The organism is Mesorhizobium sp. ArgA1, assembly GCF_053714375.1.
Map to the genome: position 1 here is coordinate 86,166 of NZ_JBSKBQ010000010.1, position 18,485 is coordinate 104,650.

Here is an 18,485-nt window from a genome sequence, read left to right on the forward strand (position 1 = left end):
TTCAGCCGGCGCTGGCCAACTGGCGCAACAGTTCCAATGCTTCCTCGGCCCGGTCGGCGGGCACAAACAGATGGTCGTGATAAAAAGCCGAGACCGGATTGACGCCCATGCCGGCCGTGGCCAGCCGCGTCGTGATGGCGGCGAGGAAGCCGACGGCTTCCAGCGACGAATGAATGTTCAGCGTGATCATGCGGCAGCGGAACGAAGCGGCCAGCCCTGTGGCACGGGCTGCATCCTCGGTGACGATCAGCGTCAGGCCTTCGCGCTCGCGAAAAATCATCACCGGGTCAAGGCCCTCCGGCGACGCAGCGCCGGGTGCCAGAGTGACGAACACATAAACGCCCGGCAGCAATTGCGGCGTCATCGCCGCCAGCAGTTCTCTCAGATCGGTCTCGCCCGTCATTCGCTCGTCTCGCCCAGCCCCATCAATAGCCGTCACTGGCGAAGGCCGATAGTCTGAGCGGCACACACTCTGTGATCTGAAGATGGAAGGACAGCCTCCTCTGCCCCTGCCGGGCAGGCGGTCGAAATAATCTTCGGAAAAACAAGGCCTTGCCGCCCTTCAGATCCAAAAGAATCCCTGTCCTGTAGGATCGCTGCCCTGGTGCACGTCCTTGGTCCGAAGCCAGCAACGGCTCAAATCACTTAGGAGGGAACGCTATGAGCATTTCTCAAACCATCCCTGTCTCGTCGGGCGCCCTGTGGACCGGCCGCGTGCTCAGCGGTCTCATCATTCTGTTCATGATCTTCGACGGCGTCATCAAGCTGCCGCCGCTCGAAATCGTCACTCAGACCATGGTGCCGCTCGGGTGGCCGGCCGACGTCAACGTCGCGCGCATGCTCGGCATTATCGGGCTTGTGTCGACCGCGCTCTACGCTTTGCCGCGCACCTCGGTGCTCGGCGCCATCCTGCTCACCGGCTATCTCGGTGGCGCCATCGCCACCCATATGCGCGTCGGCAGTCCGTTGTTCTCCCACACGCTGTTCGGCGTCTATCTCGGCATCATCCTGTGGGGCGGCCTGTATCTGCGCGACCCAAGGGTGCGCGCCTTGATCCCGTTCAGCCGCTAAACCCGAAGGATAACAACATGTTCAGCACCATCCTCATCCTCCTGGTCGTCATCATCGCCGCCGTCCTCGTCTATGCCGCGACACGGCCGAATGATTTCGTCACCTCTCGCACGGCCAGCATCAAGGCTCCGCCGGAAGCGATCTTTCCGCTGATCAACGATTTCAAGCGCTGGCCCGAATGGTCGCCCTACGAAAAGCTCGACCCGCAGATGAAGCGCACGCTGTCCGGCACTGATGCCGGCAAGGGCGCGGCCTATGCCTGGGAAGGCAATGCCAAGGCCGGCAAGGGGCGCATGGAGATCGTCAATTCCGTGCCGTCGTCGCTGGTGTCACTAAAGCTCGACTTCGAGAAGCCGTTCCGTGCCAACAACAGCGTCGACTTCACCCTGAAGCCAGCCGGTGACACCACCACTGTTACCTGGGCGATGCGCGGCAGCCGGCCCTTCATTGCCAAGCTGATGGGCCTGTTCATGAATTTCGACACGCTGATCGGCAAGGATTTCGAGGCGGGCCTCGCCAATCTGAAGAAGGCAACCGAACGGTAAAAACGTCTGAATTTCAATAGGCTCTGCGGCGATCGACACGATGTGACCGGCGCGGACATCGCGATCTCCCACGTCTTCGGGATCAAATTAGCCGTCTGAGAGTTAAAACCATGGCGGCAAGGACGGCGATCCGCGTGAGAGAGGAACGACAATGAAAAATGCGATTATCATTCTGGTGCTGGCGACCGCGCTCGGTGCGTGCTCGCAAACCGAAAAGGGTGCCGCAGTCGGCGGCCTCGGCGGCGCGGCGGTTGGCGCGGCGGTGGCAAATGATCCGGTTAAGGGTGCCGTCGTCGGCGGCGCCGTTGGCGCCGTCGCTGGCGCCCTGATCGGCCATGCCAGCGAGAGCGGCCAGTGCCGTTATCGCGACCGTTATGGGCGCACCTACATCGACAGCTGCCCACAAGGCTATTGAGCTGATCCAATAGCAACACGGCGGGCACAGGCCCGCCGTTTTGTCGATGCGATAAAGCGAACGCTTACTCGGCGGTGGCGGCTTCCGCCTCGGCCGGGGCCGCGGCAGCGGCGGCAACGGCTGCCGCTGCGTCGTCCTGGGCCTTCTTCAGCAGAGCAGCGCGTTCCTGCGCCTTCTTGCCCGGCTCGGCCTTCTTCGGGTTGGAGCGGGCCTCGCGCTTGAGCAGGCCGGCCTCGTCGAGGAAGCGCAGCACGCGGTCGGTCGGCTGGGCGCCGTGCGACAGCCAATGCTTGACGCGGTCGGCGTCGACCTTGACGCGCTCGCCGTCCTTCGGCAGCAGCGGGTTCCACGAGCCGATCGACTCGATGAACCGGCCGTCGCGCGGCGAACGGGCGTCGGCGATGACGACGTGGTAGTAAGGACGCTTCTTCGAGCCCGCACGGGCCAGTCTGATCTTCAGTGCCATTTCATTTCTCCTAAAAGCTCTGATTTCGATGGTAGGGTGTGGCTAGTTGTTAGCCGGCTTTGCTTGCGCCGTTGGACGCGGCGATCTGCTCGTGATGGCGGATCACTTCGCGGACGACGAAGTTGAGGAATTTTTCCGCGAAATCGGGGTCGAGATGGGCGTCCTTCGCCAACTGGCGAAGGCGGGTGATCTGCTGCTGCTCGCGTGCCGGGTCGGCCGGCGGCAAGCCATGCTCGGCCTTCAAGACGCCGACCGCCTTGGTGCAGCGGAAGCGCTCGGCCAGCATGTGGATGAGCGCGGCGTCGATATTGTCGATCGAGGCGCGGTAGCCGGCCAGGATGGTGCGTGCGTCGGCCATGTCCTTTTCTTCGTTCATAGCGTCCTCACTTCTTCTTGCCCAAACCGGGCAGCCCGCCGCCGAGGCCGGGAAGGCCCGGAAGTTTCATGCCGCCAGGCAGGCCGGGCAGGCCACCGCCGCCGGGGAGCCCGCCAGGCAGGCCCTTCATGCCGCCGAGGCCGGCGGCCTGCGCCTGCTTCTGCAAGGCTTCGAGCTGTTTGGGATCCATCTTGGACAGGTCCGGCATGCCGCCGCCCATGCCACCCATTCCGCCCGGCATCATGCCGCCGAGGCCCATCTTGGAGGCAAGGCCGCCCATCATGCCGCGCATCAGGCCGCCGCCTTTGCCCTTGCCGCCCATCGCCTTCATCATGTCGGCCATGCCGCGATGCATCTTCAAGAGCTTGTTGATTTCGGCCGCGTCGGTGCCGGAGCCGGCGGCAATGCGCTTCTTGCGCGAGTGCTTCAAAATATCGGGATTGGCGCGCTCGGCCTTGGTCATCGACGAGATGATGGCGAGCTGGCGGCCGAACATCTTGTCGTCGAGGCCGACGGCGGCCATCTGGTCCTTCATCTTGCCCATGCCGGGCATCATGCCCATGATGCCGCCCATGCCGCCCATTTTCGACATCTGCTGAAGCTGCCCGGCAAGGTCGTTCAGGTCGAACTTGCCTGACTGCATCTTCCTGGCCATCGCCGCCGCCTGCTCGGCGTCGATGTTTTCGGCAGCCTTTTCGACGAGGCTGACGATATCGCCCATGCCGAGGATGCGATCGGCGATGCGCTTGGGGTGGAATTCCTCCAGCCCGTCCATCTTTTCGCCGGTGCCGATCAGCTTGATCGGCTTGCCGGTGACGGCGCGCATCGAAAGGGCGGCGCCCCCGCGGCCGTCGCCGTCCATGCGGGTCAGCACAAGGCCGGTGATGCCGACGCGTTCGTCGAAGCTCTTGGCCAGGTTGACGGCGTCCTGGCCGGTCAGCGAATCCGCGACCAGCAGGATCTCGTGCGGGCTCGACACCTTCTTGATGTCGGCCATCTCGACCATCAGCGGCTCGTCGATATGGGTGCGGCCGGCAGTGTCGAGGATGACGACGTCCTGGCCTCCGAGCTTGGCCGCTTGCACGGCGCGCCTGGCGATGTCGACCGGGTTCTGGCCCGATATGACAGGCAGCGTCGCCACCTTGACCTGCTCGCCGAGCTGGCGGAGCTGCTCTTGTGCTGCGGGCCGCCGCGTGTCGAGCGAGGCCATCAGGACCTTCTTGTTCTGGCGCTCGGTCAGCCGCTTGGCGATCTTGGCCGAGGTCGTCGTCTTGCCGGAACCCTGCAGGCCGACCATCATGATGACGACCGGGGCGGGCGCGTTGAGGTCGATGGCGACGCCTTCGGCGCCGAGCATGTCGACCAGCTCGTCATGGACGATCTTGACGACCATCTGTCCGGGCTTGATCGCCTTCAGTACGGCGGCGCCGACGGCCTTCTCGCGCACCTTGTCGGTGAAGGACCGCACCACTTCCAGCGCCACGTCGGCCTCGAGCAGCGCACGGCGGACCTCGCGAAGGGCTGCCGAGACATCAGCCTCCGACAGCGCGCCGCGGCCGGTCAGGCCGTTCAGGATGGAGCCAAGGCGCTCCTGCAGCGATTCAAACATCTAGCGTCCTTCAATCTCGGTTCGGGTTCGATCCGAGAGGTAATGCGTTCGCGCCAAGTGTCCAAACAAAAGAGCTTGTCCAAACAAGAGCCCGGGCAAGCGCAAAGCCAAAAAGCACCCGGGGGCGCTCAGCGCTGCCGGGTGTTGGCCTCCAGGATCTGTTTAAAGCACCCACCTCAAAGAGGTTTTGGCGTCCTGGTCGGCTTGCTCGGAGGGAAACTCGTCGCGGAATTGCGGGCTGTAGACAGGAAATCGGCCGAAGAGTCAAGACAAGGCCGGCTGCCGGTCTTTGCGCCGATCCTGGCTCAGTTCACCCTGGCTGCATCCCGAAGGTCCGCAGTAACCTTCAGCGGCGAGCGTGGGTGCAGGAGCAGCACGATCGTCAGCAAGGTGCAGACGATGCCGATGGCGGCGATGATGACCGCATCCGTCGTCGTCCAGTCGGGGCCTTCCAGCGGCTTGGCGTTGAACAGGGCAAAGGAATTGTAGTTCTCCTGGTGCGAGATCAGCAGGAAGCCGGTGAGATTGTTGCCGAGATGGGCGCCGAAGGCGGCGCCGAGATTGCCGGTGACATAGACCACCAGCGTCAACAGCAGAGCGAAGCCGGCGATCGAGGCCAGCACGCAGGCGTTGATGGCGGGGCTCGAACCCGGGCTCCAATGCAGGGAGGTGAACAGCAAGGCGGGCAACAGCGCCCATACGTACGGGCTGTCGAAGCGCTTGGCCAGGCCGCGCAGCAGATAGCCGCGAAACAGTATCTCCTCTGACGAGGTCTGCAGCAGGGTCAGCGCTACGATCGGGACCAGGAACAGCAGCCAGGTCGACAGGCCGATGGCGCCACGCGCGATTTCGGGCTGCAGCCAATAGAGCAGGACTTCGGAAAGCGCCGATGTGATCAGCACCGCGATCAGCCCCTTGAGGAAGCCCGGCCAGGAGACGCGGCGGCTGGCGCCGAAAAGCGCTGTCAGCGGCTCGCCATGGACGAAACGCATGGCAAGCCACAGGCCGAGCCAGATGCCCGCGAACGAGGTGAGCGCGGTGAGTATGCCGATCGGCGAAGCCAGAAAACCCTGTAGCGGGCCGCGCGGATCGCCCGGCAAGATATGCCAGATGATGGCGAGATAGGTGCCGCCAAGCACCACAACCAGGGTGACCGCCACCCAGAACAGGACGACAATGGCCGTTCCGATCATCAGGCGTGGCAGGTTCGTCTTTTCGGTGGCTGTGTTGCGATAGCGCTCGAAGGCGGTTGGATCTGATATCACGCGAATTCCTCTGCCGAACGCATCGGGTCGAATGATCTAGGAGATCGGCGCGCCTCGCGCAATTGCCGCTGTTCAACAAGCGCTTGTGCCGCCCTCAGCCAGGCAGGAGGGCGGCACGAAGTTCTCATTCCAGGCAAAAATCAGCGCACGACGTACATGATGCGCCGTGTCTGCGGGTCGACCAGTGCTTGCTGGCCGTTCACATAGACATAGCGGTAGCGGTAGTCGGGGATTTCACGCAGTTCGACGGTGTCGGGCAAGGTGGCGCCGGTCACCACCTCGCCGTCGAGATAGACGGGGTCGAGCCGATGCGTGCTGACATAGGTGCCGACTTCAGCCGGCGGCCTGTCGATGGCGTCGATCGGGCCATCATCGGAAAGGATCGCGCCGGTATAAGTGTCGGGATAATCATCCTGCGGCGGTGTAACGACGGTGATGGCGGAGTCGGCTGGGCGGCGCGTCAGCACGACCCGGTTGCCGCCGAAATCGGCCGTCACATAGTCGGAATAGACCCAGCCCTGGCCACCGGCTTCGGCGATGGTGCACCATTTGCTGTTTTCGATGCAGCCATTGAGCGTCGCCGACTGGCCGGCGGCAAGCACGCCGATCACCGGATATTGCGGGCCGGGGCCGGCGCGCACGTTAAGATCGGTGACGGCCGAGACGGCAGTATCGGCAAGTGCCGCACCCGACATGGCGACAAGCGCCCCGGCGACAGCCGGAAACAGTATGCGTCTCATGGTTTCTCTCCGTTTTCATGGTCCCTCGCGACCCCAAACGAAAACAGAGCCCATGCGTTCCGGCTAAAATGCCCCTACCGGCTCACGATTTGTTCCGGTTTCTTTCGGCAAACCCGTCAAAAGCGTGTGCACGAAGGCGAGTTTCTGCGCCGTCACGTCCGAAATGACGAAAGGATAGAGGTCGGGCAGGCCCATGCAGCGGTTGATCGAGTTGGAGGCCTCCGACAGCACCAGCCAGCGGGCGAGGATCTTTTCGAACGGCTCGGGCACAGCATCGGGTTCCGCGGGTGCGGCCTGCAGGCGACCGCCGGTGTCGCTCTGCGGCAGCACATTGGTCTCCATCGTTTCCAGCTGGCCGAGCGGAAAGTTCAGCGCATGCACCATCTCCAGCGTGTCGGTAATGTGCAGATGGTGGGCCCAGGTCTCGGCCCAGTCCTCCCACGGGTGCGACGTCGCATAGGCTGAAATGTGGCTCTGTTGCCAGTCGGGCGCCGCGCCATTGGCGTAGTAGGTCTGCAGCGCCTGTTCGTAATCGGCGCGTTCGTCCCCGAACAGCGTGCGAAAGGCGTCGAGCCTCTGCGGGTCGTCGCGGATCAGCCTGTCCCAGTAATAATGGCCGAGCTCATGGCGGAAATGGCCGAGCAGCGTGCGGTAGTTCTCGCCCATCTCGACGCGCCGCCGCTCGCGCTCGGCCGAATCCGCCTCGGCGACGTTAAGCGTGATCAGGCCGTTGTCGTGGCCGGTCAGAATGCGCTCGCCGCCGGGGCCACCGCCGATCGGGTCGGCCAGGAAGTCGAAGGCGAGCCCGATCTCGTCGCCGGGATTCTTCTTGGGCGCCACCGGCAGGCCGACGGCAAGCAGGGAATAGATGGCGCGCTTCTTGGCTGCCTCGACGCGGATCCAGCGACGACGGTTGCCGTCGACGGAGAGATCCGGGATCAGCTTGTTCAGCACGCAGGCGCGGCAGAAGGGCTGGCCCGGCTCGGCCATCCAGTTGCAGGCACATTCATCGGCGTTGGTGCAGTGGAAGATGCCGTCGATATCAGACAGGGCGAAGCGTGCATGCTCGGGATCGTAAAGCACGAGGTTCGAGCAATTCAGGCACTGCGCGTTCTCGAAGTAGAGCCGGTGGCCGCAATGCGGGCAGTCGAACAGTTTCATCTCGGCCTCAATTCATCACGGCAGGATATATGGTATGCGCGGCGCGCTGCCCAAAACGCCAGTGATCGGCGGGCGTTCCGCCGTCCCGGCGCTATTTCACTGCCAGCCGGGCGGCGACCTGCCGCGCCACGTTCTCGCCCGACAGGCGCGCGCCGCCGCAGGTCTGGATCAGCGGCCCGGCCAGGTGCTCGCCGGCGAAGAAGATCTTTTCCGCCACCGGCTGCATCAGCGTAGCGCGGGCCCGGGAGCGTCCGGGGCGGGCCGCCGCGTAGGCGCCGCGCACGAAGCGCTCTTCGCCCCACTTGGTCATCATGGCGCGCGCCACATGCTTTCTGGTGTCGCTGCCGAAAATGCCGCACAGCCGGTCGATGACAAAGTCGATGCCGGCCGCCTCGCCGGCCGCCGACATCTCCCAGGCAAAGTCGCCGCCGACGAAACCGACCATCAAATCGAGGTCGAAGGGAAAGCACAGGAAATAGATGTCGTGCCGGGCCATGCGTTCGATCAACAGGTCGTCGAAGGGTTCGAGACCCAGCCTTGTGCCGCGGATCTCCACCGGCAGTTTGGTCAGCATGCCCATCGGCAGGTCGAAAAAGGCGCCGAAATGCGTGTCGGGAAGCGCCGGCGAAAACTCGATCTCCTCGAAGGCGAGAACCGCCGGCGAGGCGGTCACGATCACCGCCTTGGCGCGCACGGTGCCGCGATCGGTGACGCAGGCGACGCCCGGAACATCCCACAGGATCTTGCGCACCGGCGTCGACAGTTCGACCGGCAGGTCTTCGCCGAAGCGGGCGACCAGCGCGCCGAAGCCTTCCTTGCTGAAATAGTTCGGGTCGAGGTCGGCTGCGGCCTGGAAATCGCGGATCGAGATCTCGTCCTCGTCGGCGCCGAAATCCATCGGTCCTGCGAAGGTGGCGGCGGCGCGAGGCGCCTGGCCCTTGGCCAGCAGCGTCGACAGCCGGTCGTCGTCGCCCTCTTCCACCTGATGGGTGGCCAGCAGTTCGAACAGCCGCGCATCGGCGGCTTTCATCTCGGCCTCCTCCTGCTCGCTCGCCTTGCGCTGGCGGTAATAGAGGTGATCGACATTCATGTCGTGGTGATGCAGCGTCCAGCCGGCGGCTTGCGCCTCGGGAAAATAGGGATTGCGGTCGGCGGCATGCAGCCAGGCGCAGCCAATGTCGAACGGGATGCCGAAATGCTGGTCGCTGGTCCAGGCGCGGCCGCCGATGCGGCCCATGCCTTCGAGCAGCTTGAAGGAAAGGCCTGCGGCACGAATGGTCCTGGCGGCAGCCAAGCCCGCCGAACCGGCGCCGATGATGACGACATCAACGTCTTCCATGGTTTCCCCGCCACAATAAGCACTTGATCGTAGGCAAATTCCGCTGCATTGGCCAGCGTAGCGCCTGGGTACGGTGACAATGGCGCGTTTCACTGGCAAGTTCACAACCGGGACGTGATTCAGGCAATCAGGAGAAGAACATGGCATTGTTTGCCAAGGGAAAGATTTTTGCTGCCACGGTGGGGGCGGTACTTGCGCTGGCGACGGGCGCGCAGGCGGCCGCCAGCTGCGGCAAGACCGGCGCCGGTTTCGAGGCGTGGAAGCCGGAGTTCGCGGCAGAGGCCAGGTCCGAAGGTGTTGGCCCCAAGGGCCTGGCCGCTCTGGCCGGCGCCAGCTACGCGACAAAGACGATCTCCGTCGACCGCGCCATCCACAAGGCCTTCAGCGGTTCGGTGGACGCTTTCATGAAGCGCCGGGGCGGGGCCTCGATCATTTCCAGGGGCCGTTCGCTGAAGAAGCAGAACGCCGCAATGTTCGAGAGGATCGAGAGCAATTACGGCGTGTCGCCGGGCGTGCTGCTCGCCATCTGGGGTATGGAGACCGGCTTCGGCTCCGCCATGGGCAACCAGAACACCGTCTCTGCCATTTTGACGCTTGCCTATGATTGCCGCCGTCCGGGGTTCTTCTATCCCCATGCCATTGCGGCGCTGAAACTGGTCGATCGCGGCGCGCTGAGCGCATCGTCGGTCGGCGCTGCGCATGGAGAGATCGGCCATACGCAGTTCCTGCCGGGCAATGTCCTGAAATATGGCGTCGGCAACTCAAATCTGCGCGACAAGGCGACGGCTTTGGCTTCCACCGCCAACTTCCTCAAGGCTCATGGCTGGCGGGCCGGTGCCAGTGCGAGTTCGAATATGGGCGCAATTGCCGGCTGGAATTCCGCGAGCGTCTACCAGCAGGCCATCGCCCAGATCGCCGACGCGATCGACGGCAACTGATAGAAATCTCTATTCGATGGGGAGGCCCGGCCATGCGCCGGGCTTCTATTTTACGTCCAACGTGTAGGAGCGGCCGGCAAGCGTCTTGCGGGATGTAACTCGACGGTCGAGCCAAGCCAGGAAACCGATTTTGAAACTGGCCCGGCGCCCAGGAATATTTCTCTCAATTATAGCCGCCGCCCAGGGGGCATTTCTCGGAAGCGGGAACCTCGAAGGAGCCGCCGTAAAGATTCGAGCAGGTACGGAACTTGGAGTTCCGCGGCTTTGGAGGAGCCGCCTTTGGCCTGCCCTCGATCACCGTCGGGACTCCGGCAGCTTGCGAGTAGCTGCCACCCAAGGGGCATTTCTCGGAAGCGGAAACCTCGAAGGAGCCGGTGATAACATTTGAGCAGGTACGGAATTTGGAGTTCCGCGGCGCCGGTGCTTGCGGAGGCGCCTTTGACTTGCCCTTGATGACCAGCCAGATTTCGGTCGCTTGGTCGAGCTGCAGCCGGTTCAAGTCGGAGTAGCTGATCCGCCCGCTGCGTATCCCTTCGCCAAGGCGCTGGCAGAACAGGGCCGGCATGCGCTCCTGCGAGACGCCCATGAAAGAGGCGATCTCGTGCTTGAACGTGATGCTCCATAGGTGGACAGCGGAGATGCATCCGTCTGGATTCTGCTCGCGTTTCCCGGCTGCCTGCGAGGACTGGCTTCCGGTAAAGACGATGGCCGCCGCAAGCAGGAGAAAAATGGCATTTTTCACTATCAGAATCCCTCCGTCCCACGAGGGAATTTAGATGAAGCTTTTAAAAGGTCAACAGCAGCCGCTTTGACCTGTTCGACTTTCCTTATATTAGAAATACCAAATAAAACCCGACGTCTCCGCCGGGTTTTTCTCTAACAGTATTTTGGCTCAACCCTTGCGGTTGCGCGCCGCAAGCGTCCTCAGCCGCAGCGCGTTGAGGCGGATGAAGCCGGCGGCGTCCTTCTGGTCGTAGGCGCCGCGGTCGTCCTCGAAGGTGACCAGCGCGTCGGAATAGAGCGTCTTCTTCGACTTGCGGCCGGTGACCATGACGTTGCCCTTGTAGAGCTTCAGCCGCACGGTGCCTTCGACGTCCTCCTGGCTCTTGTCGATCATCGCCTGCAGCATCAGCCGCTCGGGCGAGAACCAGAAGCCGTTGTAGATCAGCTCGGCGTAACGCGGCATGAACTCGTCCTTGAGATGGCCCGCACCCCTGTCGAGCGTGATCGATTCGATGGCGCGGTGGGCCACGATCAGGATCGTGCCGCCGGGCGTTTCGTAGACGCCGCGCGACTTCATGCCGACGAAGCGGTTCTCGACCAGGTCGAGCCGGCCGATGCCATTGTCGCGGCCGAGATCGTTGAGCGCCGTCAGCATCGCGGCCGGCGACAGCTTCTTGCCGTTGAGCGCGACCGGATCGCCCTTCAGGAACTCGATCTCGATCTCGGTGACCTTGTCCGGCGCGTCCATCGGCGAGACCGTGCGCTGGTGGACGAATTCCGGTGGCTCGCTCCACGGGTCTTCCAGCACCTTGCCCTCGGAGGACGAGTGCAGGAGGTTGGCATCGACCGAGAATGGTGCCTCGCCGCGCTTGTCCTTCGCCACCGGGATCTGGTGCTGCTCGGCGAAGTTGATCAGATCGGAGCGCGACTTGAACGACCAGTCGCGCCACGGCGCGATGACCTTGATGTCGGGGTTCAGCGCATAGGCCGAAAGCTCGAAGCGAACCTGGTCGTTGCCCTTGCCGGTGGCGCCGTGCGCGATCGCGTCGGCGCCGGTCTCCCTGGCGATCTCGACGAGATGCTTGGAGATCAGCGGCCTGGCGATCGAGGTGCCGAGCAGGTAGGTGCCTTCATAGACGGCGTTGGCGCGGAACATCGGGAAGACGAAGTCGGCGACGAATTCCTCGCGCACGTCGACGACACGGATATCCTTGATGCCCATCATCTCGGCCTTCTTGCGCGCCGGCTCCAGTTCGCCGCCCTGGCCGAGATCGGCGGTGAAGGTGACGACTTCTGCGCCGAGTTCGGTCTGCAACCATTTCAGGATGATGGAGGTGTCGAGGCCGCCGGAATAGGCGAGCACGACCTTCTTGACGTCTTTGGTCTTCGACATTGTTGGCGGTTCCGCGATCACGAGTTCTCGGCGGGCGAGGTATCACGGGCTTTCCGGCCAGCGCAAGGGACGAAAGCTGATCCAGGCTGGACCACATGCTGCGGCCGTCAGCGGCTGGAAGGGCTCCGACGCCTGCGCTATAGGGCTGCGTATCCTATCGCGCAGGGGCGACCATGGCCTTCATTCCCGACACCACGACGCTGATCCAGTTCGCCATCGCCACCATGATCCTGGCGATCACGCCGGGGCCAGATATGACGCTGTTTGTCTCGCGCACGCTGAGCCAGGGGCGCTCCGCCGGCTTTGCCTCGCTGGCCGGAGCGCTGTGCGGTACGATGATCCACACCACTTTGGTGGCTGTCGGCATCTCGGCGCTGATCGTCGCCTCGCCGATGGCCTTCCTGGTGCTGAAGATTTTTGGTGCAGCCTATCTCGTCTTCCTGGCCTGGCAGGCGCTCACCAAGGGCTCGGCGTTTTCGCCCGAGAGGAAGAGCGGGCCGCAGATTTCGCTGTTCCGCAGCTGGGCCGCCGGGCTCGGCGTCAATCTGCTTAACCCGAAAATCATCCTGTTTTTCATGACGTTTCTGCCGCAGTTCGTCTCGGCGCATGATCCGAACGCGCCGGGACAATTGTTCTTCCTTGGCGTCATGTTCATCGTGCTGTCGATCCCGGTGACGGCGCCGATGGTGTTTGCCGCGGAAAAGTTCTCGGCGGCGATGAAGGCCAGCCCGCGGGTGACGCGGGTGGTCGACTATCTCTTTGCCGGGGTGTTTTCGGCCTTCGCGCTCAAGATTCTGACTGCTCAGGCGAAGTAGGCACCTGCCACCAGCTTCCGGCCCAGCGGCCGGCGCTTAACCAGTAGAAGATGCCGCCGACCATACCGCAACCGATCACGGCGGCGATGGCGCGCGGCTCGGTGACGTCGAAATTGATATCGGCATTCTGGTGGACGAAGCCGAGAAAGGCAGCGGCCACGATGCCGCCGGCCAGCGCATAGAACAGCCAGTCGCGCCGTCTGAAAATCTCCGAGATCAGGATGACGATAGCCGCCGGCATGAAGGCGAAATAAGCGACGAACAGCGCCACGAAGGGGATCGAGAAATACAGCGATGCGGTTGCCGTCGGGTGGGCATGTTCCGGCGCGTAGCCGAGCGAGGCCAGGAACAGGACGTTCAGAAAGGCGCTCGCCGCCAGCGAGGCGACGATATAGCCGAACAGGATGACGGCGAAGCGGATGAGGTATGCGATGAGGCGGCTCACGCCTCGCCGTGCCCCGCGATCATCATGGCTTCCAGCGCCAGCCGGTCGACCTTGCGCATGCGCTCCGATTCCGACTTGAGCTGGCCGCAGGCGGCGAGGATGTCGCGGCCGCGCGGGGTGCGGATCGGCGAGGCGTAGCCGGCATTGTTGATGTAGTCGGCAAACTTCTCGATCGTCTCCCAGTCCGAGCACTGGTAGTTGGTGCCCGGCCACGGGTTGAACGGAATCAGATTGATCTTGGCCGGAATGCCCTTGAGCAGCTTGATCAGCCCCTTGGCGTCCTCGATGGAATCGTTGACGTCCTTCAGCATCACATATTCGAAGGTGATGCGCTTGGCGTTGGACAGGCCGGGATAGGCGCGGCAGGCGGCAATCAGTTCCTTCAACGGATACTTCTTGTTGATCGGCACAAGCAGGTCGCGCAGATCGTCATTGGTGGCGTGCAGCGAGATCGCCAGCATGACGCCGATTTCCTCGCCGGTGCGCAGGATTTCGGGCACGACGCCGGAGGTCGACAGCGTGATGCGGCGCTTGGACAGCGACAGGCCGTCGCCGTCGGAGGCGATCAGCAGCGCCTTCTTCACCGCCTCGAAATTGTAGAGAGGCTCGCCCATGCCCATCATGACGATGTTGGAGACCTTGCGGCCCTCGGCCGGCACGATGGCGCCGTCGGGCGTGTCGCGGTCGGGGAAGTCGCCGAGCCGGTCGCGGGCGGTGAGCAACTGGGCGAGGATCTCTTCCGCCGTCAGATTGCGCACCAGCTTCTGCGTGCCGGTGTGGCAGAAGGAGCAAGTCAGCGTGCAGCCAACCTGCGAGGAGATGCACAGCGTGCCGCGGCCTTCCTCGGGGATGTAGACGGTCTCGATCTCGACGGGACGGCCGGCGCCGCGCGGCGGAAAGCGGAACAACCACTTGCGCGTGCCGTCGGAGGAAATCTGTTCCTCGACGATTTCGGGCCAGGCGACGGTGAAATGCTTGTCGAGCTCGGCGCGCAGATCCTTGGAGATGTTGAACATGCCGGCAAAGTCGGAGACGCCGCGCACATACATCCAGTGCCACAGCTGCTGGGCGCGCATTTTCGCCTGGCGCTCGGGCACGATGCCGGCACCGACAAGGGCTTCTGCGAGCTCTGCGCGGGTCAGGCCGATCAGCGACGGCTTTTCAGCCGAAGCAGCGCGGCCGCGCAACGCATCGCGTGCGCCCTCAGTGGTGAGATCGAAGGAAAGGGTCATATCAGCGCCAATATAAGCGAATTGCGGCCGATTTCATCCATCGTGCCGAGAAGAAGCGCGCCGCATAGCACAGGTTGCGGTGAGAGTCATGCGGCAGTCCCGCGCTTACTCTCTCGACCTCGACTCTGGGAGCCGGACCTCACTGTGGCGCCACAGTGAAAGGTCACCCTGGCCCTCAAGCTTGCCTTGTGACGCAAGGACACAAATTCGTTCGGCGACGTCTTCGAAAGACGCTTCGATCTTCGATGCTCGAAGGGCCTGTTCCGATTTAACGATAATCATGGCGGTCTTCTGCCATCGCGTCAGCGCGAAACCGAGGATCGCAGCATCGATGTCTTCAACCGACAAGCTGCAGCCCCAACGGTTCTACTTGCACTTGGCGATCGAGGTCAGCGCGGCCGAAATGCCCTTCAGCGAAAACACATAGGTTGTCGTGTTGCCGCGGCCCGACTTCGCCGACACCTTCATGTCGGTGCCGGTCTTCATGGCGGCGATCAGCACCGGCTCTTCGGCGGCGTTTTCCACCCAGGCCGACTTGCCGCGGGTGAACATCGAGAACGACTTCTTATCGATGGTGACGGTGGCCTTCGAGCCTTCCTGGAAGGTGTAGCCGGCGATAAATTGCGGTTCGTAGGATACTTGCTGGCCCGGCCGCTGGCTGACGAAGAAGAACATGTCGCCATGGTCGAGCGTCGGCGGCTGCTTGTCGGTCGGCACGGTCAAGACGTAGCACACCTTGCCGCCCTGCGCCTGGTAGCTGTAGGTGCCCCAGGCGTTGTGCTGGCCGATCTTGGTCGCCTGCTGCGCCAGCGCCGGCGCTGCAAAGGCCACCAGGACCAGGCTCGAGACTAGTGCAATCAATCCGCGCATCGTTTTTCCCGTATTCCAAATGGTGCGGGGGCAGGCCGGCTTGGCGTCCTGCCCGTCGCTTCATTTTGATTTAATCTGGGTTACCAAACGGTGAATTTCCTTCCGGAAAAGGACGTCCACCCGAGGAAACCGCCGCCATTTCCGCGCCGCTTCTTGAAAAACGGCTTTCGCAATGTCCCTTCGGCGACTTGGAGGCCACGAAAGCGGCAAGAGTTTGACTTTTTCAACGGCCGCAGCGGAAGCCGAAGCCGAGCCGCTATTGTCCTGTTTGAGCGCCGGATTTCTTGTGAACCAGTTGCCAGCGAAACGGCCGATTCAGCCCTTGTCGGCAATCGCCTCCCTGGCAGCTTTGCGGTGCGCAGGGGTGATATGGGCGCTGACGGTGGTGATCGCGGCCGTCAGAACGGCGATGTCGTCAGTGAAGCCGAGGCCGAAGACGAAATCCGGAATGACGTCGACCGGCAGCACGAAATAGCCGAGCGCTGCCAGCAATATGCCCTTGGCGCGCAAAGGCGTCTTCTTGTCGAGGGCGCAGTAATAGGCGGCGACTACCTCTTCCATGAACGGAATCTGCCGGGCTGCCTTCTTGGCCGTGCGCCAGAATTTGGCGCGCACTTCGCTCTCATCGCCCAGCTTGCTGCCGAAGCCGAAGAAATCAAAACCCGGTTGCTGCGCCATTAATGTCTCCTCTGCGGGCCGTCACGCACCATGTTGCGCGCGGCTGCCAGCAGAAAATGTGGTGAAAGTGCCGGTCCGCTACAAGAGGATGACGCCGATTTGCCGGCACAGGCGCGTTGCACGCCGGACGGTCAGCCGCCGAAGTACCCGTTCATCTTCTTGGCCAGCGCAATGTCCAGTGCGGTGACGCCGTCGGCATCGTGCGTGTTCAGCGTCACGTCGACCGTCTTGTAGACGTTCGACCAGTCGGGATGATGGTCCATCTTCTCGGCGGCCAGAGCGACGCGGGTCATGAAGGCGAAGGCTTCGGAAAAGTTCTTGAAGACGAAGCTGCGGTTGATGGAAGCGCCGTCCGCGGCCAGCGACCAGCCGCCCAGTTCGGCCAATGCTGCTGTAATGGCGTCCTTGCTGAGTTTTTCTCTATTCATCATGATTTCCCGTGCTATCCCGGATTTTGACCCTCACCATAATGCAAATCGTCCAAGAGTGCTTTGCGTTTTGGGCTTCCAATGCACAAACGGCGCATACCGATGAGCATAAAGCCGATAAACTCCGTCCTCTTCGTTTGCCTCGGCAATATCTGCCGCTCGCCACTCGCCGAAGGCGTGTTTCGCGCCGTGCTGGCGGAACGCGGCCGCGACATGCTGCTGGACTCGGCCGCGACCGGCGGCTGGAACCTCGGCGAGGCGCCCGACCCGCGATCGATCGCAATTGCGGCCCGCCACGGCATAGACATTTCCGGGCAGCGGGCACGCAAAGTCAGGCCAGAGGATTTTACCCGCTTCGACCTGATCCTCGGCATGGACCGGCAGAATGTCCGCGACCTGAAGGCGCTGGCGCCGGCTCACGCAAGCGAGCGCATCCATCTGCTGGCGGAGTTCGCGCAGGGACAGGCCCGCGACGTGCCGGATCCCTATTACGACGGGGCGGAAGCCTTCGCTTCGGTCTACCGCATGATCCGTGAAGCGTCGGAAGCGCTGGCAAAGCTGCTAGAAGAGCGCGCATCGGCGCCGGAGAGCGGCCAGGCTTCCTCGACGATGTAGGGTCCGCCGCCGACCGAATCGCGCGACGACATCAGCACGAAGCGGCCGACGCGGAACGGCAGCGTCGAGAAATTGCCGCGCGCCGACAAGTACTGCGCGACGTCGAGCGGGCTCGAATTGCGCAGACGCGCCAGCGTCACATGCGGCGTGAACTTGCGTGGGTCCGCCGGCAGGCCGAGCCGCTGGCAGATGCGGTCGATTTCGCCTTGCAGGGCCGAGAGATCGGGTGAGGCGAAAACGCCGGCCCAGACGGCATGCGGCTTTTTCTGGCCGAAAGCGCCGACCCCAGACAGCGTCAGCGAGAAGGACGGGCGGTGAACCCGGTCGAGCGCGTTGGCGATCTCGTCAGCGACATGGCCTTCGACATCGCCGATGAAGCGTAGCGTCATGTGGTAGTTTTCGACGTCGATCCAGCGCGCCCCTGGCAGGCCGCCCCTGAGCAGGGACAGAGAAAGAGCGGCGTCACGCGGTATTTCGAGGGCGGTGAAAAGACGCGGCATGGTGAGCCTCCCTTCCTCGAATCGAACTATGCCCTACCGAATCATCGATATTGAAGCGGGGCAAGTGGTTTGTTGGTCGCAGGCTTTCCCAAATGTTTCCCTAACGGAAGGCTGCGCCAGGAGTGAATATCCAGTTTCAGGCTCCGCCCTCGACGGCTGCAATCGCCTTCTCCACCGTGGGCAGGATGCGCTCGACCATGCGGTCGACGCCCTTGGCATTGGGGTGCAGGCCGTCCTCGAGCTGGAACCCGCTCTCGCCGGCGACGCCGTCGAGAAAGAACGGATAAAGCGGCACATCGTATTTCGCGGCCAGCTTTGGATAGATCGCATCGAAGGCGGTCTGGTAGTCGGCGCCGAGATTGGGCGCGGCGCGCATGCCGGCCAAAAGCACGGCGATCTTGCGCGCTTTGAGCTTCGCCAGCATCTCGTCCAGGTTCTTTTCCGCGATATTGGGCGAGACGCCGCGCAGCATGTCGTTGGCGCCAAGCTCGAGGATGACCAGCCTTGTGCCGTCCGGCACCGACCAGTCGAGCCGCGCCAGGCCGCCGCTCGTCGTGTCGCCGGACACGCCGGCATTGGCGACGCTCACGTCACGGCCCTTGGCGCGGAGGGCAGCCTGCAATTTGTCGGTAAAGCCTTCGCCGGACCCGAGACCGAACCCCGCCATCAGGCTGTCGCCGAAGCCGACGATGGTGAACGTCTCGGCGCGCGCCGACGAAATGGCGCCGCAAAGGGTAAGGAAAAGGATGAGCCCTGCGGCAACCGAGTGTTTGAAAGACATGTGGCAGGCCCCATATGACCAAGAATTCTTCCGGCGACGACTTCCGGCAGGCAGAGCCTTCATCCCCATATAGGACGCTT

General features: G+C 63.2%; 23 protein-coding genes. 6 read left to right on the plus strand and 17 right to left on the minus strand.

Annotated elements, in window-relative coordinates; all coding sequences use genetic code 11:
• Position 1 precedes the first annotated feature (1 nt).
• Positions 2 to 403 carry an ACT domain-containing protein gene (locus tag ACWGTI_RS21140; protein ID WP_454588908.1) on the minus strand — a complete coding sequence of 134 codons (402 nt, stop codon included), beginning with the start codon at positions 401 to 403 and terminating at the stop codon, positions 2 to 4.
• Between the two features lie 257 nt (positions 404 to 660).
• On the opposite strand from ACWGTI_RS21140, the gene ACWGTI_RS21145 reads away from it, so the two are divergent.
• From ACWGTI_RS21145 to ACWGTI_RS21155, 3 genes are all read left to right on the plus strand, one after another.
• Positions 661 to 1,071, plus strand: coding sequence for a DoxX family protein (locus tag ACWGTI_RS21145; protein ID WP_454588909.1), 411 nt, complete (start codon positions 661 to 663; stop codon positions 1,069 to 1,071).
• A 17-nt stretch (positions 1,072 to 1,088) separates the two neighbouring features.
• Positions 1,089 to 1,616 (plus strand): SRPBCC family protein, encoded by a 528-nt coding sequence (locus ACWGTI_RS21150; RefSeq protein WP_454588910.1) that lies wholly within the window; start codon positions 1,089 to 1,091, stop codon positions 1,614 to 1,616.
• A 151-nt stretch (positions 1,617 to 1,767) separates the two neighbouring features.
• The gene (locus ACWGTI_RS21155) at positions 1,768 to 2,031 is read left to right on the plus strand and encodes a YMGG-like glycine zipper-containing protein (protein WP_454588911.1); all 264 of its coding nucleotides are present in this window, start codon (positions 1,768 to 1,770) and stop codon (positions 2,029 to 2,031) included.
• A gap of 64 nt (positions 2,032 to 2,095) precedes the next feature.
• On the opposite strand, the gene rpsP is transcribed toward ACWGTI_RS21155, so the two are convergent.
• From rpsP to ACWGTI_RS21190, 7 genes are all read right to left on the minus strand, one after another.
• Positions 2,096 to 2,497, minus strand: a complete 402-nt coding sequence (gene rpsP / locus ACWGTI_RS21160) for a 30S ribosomal protein S16 (RefSeq protein WP_454575618.1) — start codon at positions 2,495 to 2,497, stop codon at positions 2,096 to 2,098.
• 49 nt (positions 2,498 to 2,546) lie between these two features.
• Positions 2,547 to 2,873: a chorismate mutase gene (locus ACWGTI_RS21165; RefSeq protein WP_454575617.1), complete on the minus strand. Its 327-nt coding sequence runs from the start codon at positions 2,871 to 2,873 to the stop codon at positions 2,547 to 2,549.
• A gap of 7 nt (positions 2,874 to 2,880) precedes the next feature.
• On the minus strand, positions 2,881 to 4,482 hold the full coding sequence (gene ffh, locus ACWGTI_RS21170; protein ID WP_454588912.1) for a signal recognition particle protein: 1,602 nt from the start codon (positions 4,480 to 4,482) through the stop codon (positions 2,881 to 2,883).
• A gap of 305 nt (positions 4,483 to 4,787) precedes the next feature.
• Positions 4,788 to 5,747: a CPBP family intramembrane glutamic endopeptidase gene (locus tag ACWGTI_RS21175; RefSeq protein WP_454588913.1), complete on the minus strand. Its 960-nt coding sequence runs from the start codon at positions 5,745 to 5,747 to the stop codon at positions 4,788 to 4,790.
• 140 nt (positions 5,748 to 5,887) lie between these two features.
• Positions 5,888 to 6,487, minus strand: coding sequence for a DUF1236 domain-containing protein (locus tag ACWGTI_RS21180; protein WP_454588914.1), 600 nt, complete (start codon positions 6,485 to 6,487; stop codon positions 5,888 to 5,890).
• A gap of 63 nt (positions 6,488 to 6,550) precedes the next feature.
• A complete protein-coding gene (locus ACWGTI_RS21185; protein WP_454588915.1) occupies positions 6,551 to 7,648 on the minus strand; it encodes a zinc-binding metallopeptidase family protein in 1,098 nt (365 codons plus the stop codon).
• A gap of 91 nt (positions 7,649 to 7,739) precedes the next feature.
• Entirely contained in the window at positions 7,740 to 8,987 is a 1,248-nt protein-coding gene (locus ACWGTI_RS21190; RefSeq protein ID WP_454588916.1) for a flavin monoamine oxidase family protein, read from the minus strand.
• A gap of 140 nt (positions 8,988 to 9,127) precedes the next feature.
• Here ACWGTI_RS21190 and ACWGTI_RS21195 point away from each other — a divergent pair, with 140 nt between their 5' ends.
• A complete protein-coding gene (locus tag ACWGTI_RS21195) occupies positions 9,128 to 9,925 on the plus strand; it encodes a lytic murein transglycosylase (protein WP_454588917.1) in 798 nt (265 codons plus the stop codon).
• 163 nt (positions 9,926 to 10,088) lie between these two features.
• Here the strand turns inward: ACWGTI_RS21195 and ACWGTI_RS21200 are convergent, their stop codons facing one another.
• Positions 10,089 to 10,667, minus strand: coding sequence for a hypothetical protein (locus ACWGTI_RS21200; RefSeq protein WP_454588918.1), 579 nt, complete (start codon positions 10,665 to 10,667; stop codon positions 10,089 to 10,091).
• Between the two features lie 150 nt (positions 10,668 to 10,817).
• Positions 10,818 to 12,041 carry an argininosuccinate synthase gene (locus ACWGTI_RS21205; RefSeq protein WP_454588919.1) on the minus strand — a complete coding sequence of 408 codons (1,224 nt, stop codon included), beginning with the start codon at positions 12,039 to 12,041 and terminating at the stop codon, positions 10,818 to 10,820.
• Positions 12,042 to 12,214: 173 nt separating this feature from the next.
• On the opposite strand from ACWGTI_RS21205, the gene ACWGTI_RS21210 reads away from it, so the two are divergent.
• Entirely contained in the window at positions 12,215 to 12,856 is a 642-nt protein-coding gene (locus ACWGTI_RS21210) for a LysE family translocator (protein WP_454588920.1), read from the plus strand.
• Here ACWGTI_RS21210 and ACWGTI_RS21215 read toward each other — a convergent pair.
• From ACWGTI_RS21215 to ACWGTI_RS21235, 5 genes are all read right to left on the minus strand, one after another.
• Positions 12,828 to 13,301: a hypothetical protein gene (locus ACWGTI_RS21215; protein ID WP_454588921.1), complete on the minus strand. Its 474-nt coding sequence runs from the start codon at positions 13,299 to 13,301 to the stop codon at positions 12,828 to 12,830. The two genes, ACWGTI_RS21210 and ACWGTI_RS21215, sit on opposite strands and share 29 nt — an antisense overlap.
• Positions 13,298 to 14,533 carry a 23S rRNA (adenine(2503)-C(2))-methyltransferase RlmN gene (gene rlmN, locus ACWGTI_RS21220; RefSeq protein WP_454588922.1) on the minus strand — a complete coding sequence of 412 codons (1,236 nt, stop codon included), beginning with the start codon at positions 14,531 to 14,533 and terminating at the stop codon, positions 13,298 to 13,300. The genes ACWGTI_RS21215 and rlmN overlap by 4 nt, the downstream gene beginning before the upstream one ends.
• 366 nt (positions 14,534 to 14,899) lie before the next feature.
• Positions 14,900 to 15,403, minus strand: a complete 504-nt coding sequence (locus tag ACWGTI_RS21225) for an invasion associated locus B family protein (protein ID WP_181060894.1) — start codon at positions 15,401 to 15,403, stop codon at positions 14,900 to 14,902.
• A 315-nt stretch (positions 15,404 to 15,718) separates the two neighbouring features.
• Positions 15,719 to 16,081, minus strand: coding sequence for a YkvA family protein (locus ACWGTI_RS21230; protein ID WP_454588923.1), 363 nt, complete (start codon positions 16,079 to 16,081; stop codon positions 15,719 to 15,721).
• Between the two features lie 131 nt (positions 16,082 to 16,212).
• Positions 16,213 to 16,509, minus strand: coding sequence for a 4a-hydroxytetrahydrobiopterin dehydratase (locus tag ACWGTI_RS21235; RefSeq protein ID WP_454588924.1), 297 nt, complete (start codon positions 16,507 to 16,509; stop codon positions 16,213 to 16,215).
• A gap of 102 nt (positions 16,510 to 16,611) precedes the next feature.
• Between ACWGTI_RS21235 and ACWGTI_RS21240 the strand changes: the two genes are divergently transcribed.
• Positions 16,612 to 17,124 (plus strand): low molecular weight protein-tyrosine-phosphatase, encoded by a 513-nt coding sequence (locus ACWGTI_RS21240; protein ID WP_454588925.1) that lies wholly within the window; start codon positions 16,612 to 16,614, stop codon positions 17,122 to 17,124.
• On the opposite strand, the gene thpR is transcribed toward ACWGTI_RS21240, so the two are convergent.
• Together thpR and ACWGTI_RS21250 are read right to left on the minus strand one after the other, a co-directional pair.
• Positions 17,028 to 17,624 (minus strand): RNA 2',3'-cyclic phosphodiesterase, encoded by a 597-nt coding sequence (thpR, locus tag ACWGTI_RS21245; protein ID WP_112560072.1) that lies wholly within the window; start codon positions 17,622 to 17,624, stop codon positions 17,028 to 17,030. The two genes, ACWGTI_RS21240 and thpR, sit on opposite strands and share 97 nt — an antisense overlap.
• A gap of 136 nt (positions 17,625 to 17,760) precedes the next feature.
• Positions 17,761 to 18,405, minus strand: a complete 645-nt coding sequence (locus tag ACWGTI_RS21250) for an arylesterase (protein WP_454588926.1) — start codon at positions 18,403 to 18,405, stop codon at positions 17,761 to 17,763.
• Positions 18,406 to 18,485 lie beyond the last annotated feature (80 nt).

What these genes read in the sequence shown, in the direction of transcription:
- ACWGTI_RS21250 (WP_454588926.1), bottom strand. Translation starts at nt 18,405, where the DNA reads ATGTCTTTCAAACACTCGGTTGCCGCAGGGCTCATCCTTTTCCTTACC.
- ACWGTI_RS21185 (WP_454588915.1), bottom strand. Translation starts at nt 7,648, where the DNA reads ATGAAACTGTTCGACTGCCCGCATTGCGGCCACCGGCTCTACTTCGAG.
- ACWGTI_RS21225 (WP_181060894.1), bottom strand. Translation starts at nt 15,403, where the DNA reads ATGCGCGGATTGATTGCACTAGTCTCGAGCCTGGTCCTGGTGGCCTTT.
- ACWGTI_RS21140 (WP_454588908.1), bottom strand. Translation starts at nt 403, where the DNA reads ATGACGGGCGAGACCGATCTGAGAGAACTGCTGGCGGCGATGACGCCG.
- ACWGTI_RS21230 (WP_454588923.1), bottom strand. Translation starts at nt 16,081, where the DNA reads ATGGCGCAGCAACCGGGTTTTGATTTCTTCGGCTTCGGCAGCAAGCTG.
- ACWGTI_RS21195 (WP_454588917.1), top strand. Translation starts at nt 9,128, where the DNA reads ATGGCATTGTTTGCCAAGGGAAAGATTTTTGCTGCCACGGTGGGGGCG.
- rlmN (WP_454588922.1), bottom strand. Translation starts at nt 14,533, where the DNA reads ATGACCCTTTCCTTCGATCTCACCACTGAGGGCGCACGCGATGCGTTG.
- ffh (WP_454588912.1), bottom strand. Translation starts at nt 4,482, where the DNA reads ATGTTTGAATCGCTGCAGGAGCGCCTTGGCTCCATCCTGAACGGCCTG.
- ACWGTI_RS21190 (WP_454588916.1), bottom strand. Translation starts at nt 8,987, where the DNA reads ATGGAAGACGTTGATGTCGTCATCATCGGCGCCGGTTCGGCGGGCTTG.
- ACWGTI_RS21240 (WP_454588925.1), top strand. Translation starts at nt 16,612, where the DNA reads ATGAGCATAAAGCCGATAAACTCCGTCCTCTTCGTTTGCCTCGGCAAT.
- ACWGTI_RS21180 (WP_454588914.1), bottom strand. Translation starts at nt 6,487, where the DNA reads ATGAGACGCATACTGTTTCCGGCTGTCGCCGGGGCGCTTGTCGCCATG.
- ACWGTI_RS21155 (WP_454588911.1), top strand. Translation starts at nt 1,768, where the DNA reads ATGAAAAATGCGATTATCATTCTGGTGCTGGCGACCGCGCTCGGTGCG.
- ACWGTI_RS21165 (WP_454575617.1), bottom strand. Translation starts at nt 2,873, where the DNA reads ATGAACGAAGAAAAGGACATGGCCGACGCACGCACCATCCTGGCCGGC.
- ACWGTI_RS21205 (WP_454588919.1), bottom strand. Translation starts at nt 12,041, where the DNA reads ATGTCGAAGACCAAAGACGTCAAGAAGGTCGTGCTCGCCTATTCCGGC.
- ACWGTI_RS21145 (WP_454588909.1), top strand. Translation starts at nt 661, where the DNA reads ATGAGCATTTCTCAAACCATCCCTGTCTCGTCGGGCGCCCTGTGGACC.
- ACWGTI_RS21210 (WP_454588920.1), top strand. Translation starts at nt 12,215, where the DNA reads ATGGCCTTCATTCCCGACACCACGACGCTGATCCAGTTCGCCATCGCC.
- thpR (WP_112560072.1), bottom strand. Translation starts at nt 17,624, where the DNA reads ATGCCGCGTCTTTTCACCGCCCTCGAAATACCGCGTGACGCCGCTCTT.
- ACWGTI_RS21235 (WP_454588924.1), bottom strand. Translation starts at nt 16,509, where the DNA reads ATGAATAGAGAAAAACTCAGCAAGGACGCCATTACAGCAGCATTGGCC.
- ACWGTI_RS21150 (WP_454588910.1), top strand. Translation starts at nt 1,089, where the DNA reads ATGTTCAGCACCATCCTCATCCTCCTGGTCGTCATCATCGCCGCCGTC.
- rpsP (WP_454575618.1), bottom strand. Translation starts at nt 2,497, where the DNA reads ATGGCACTGAAGATCAGACTGGCCCGTGCGGGCTCGAAGAAGCGTCCT.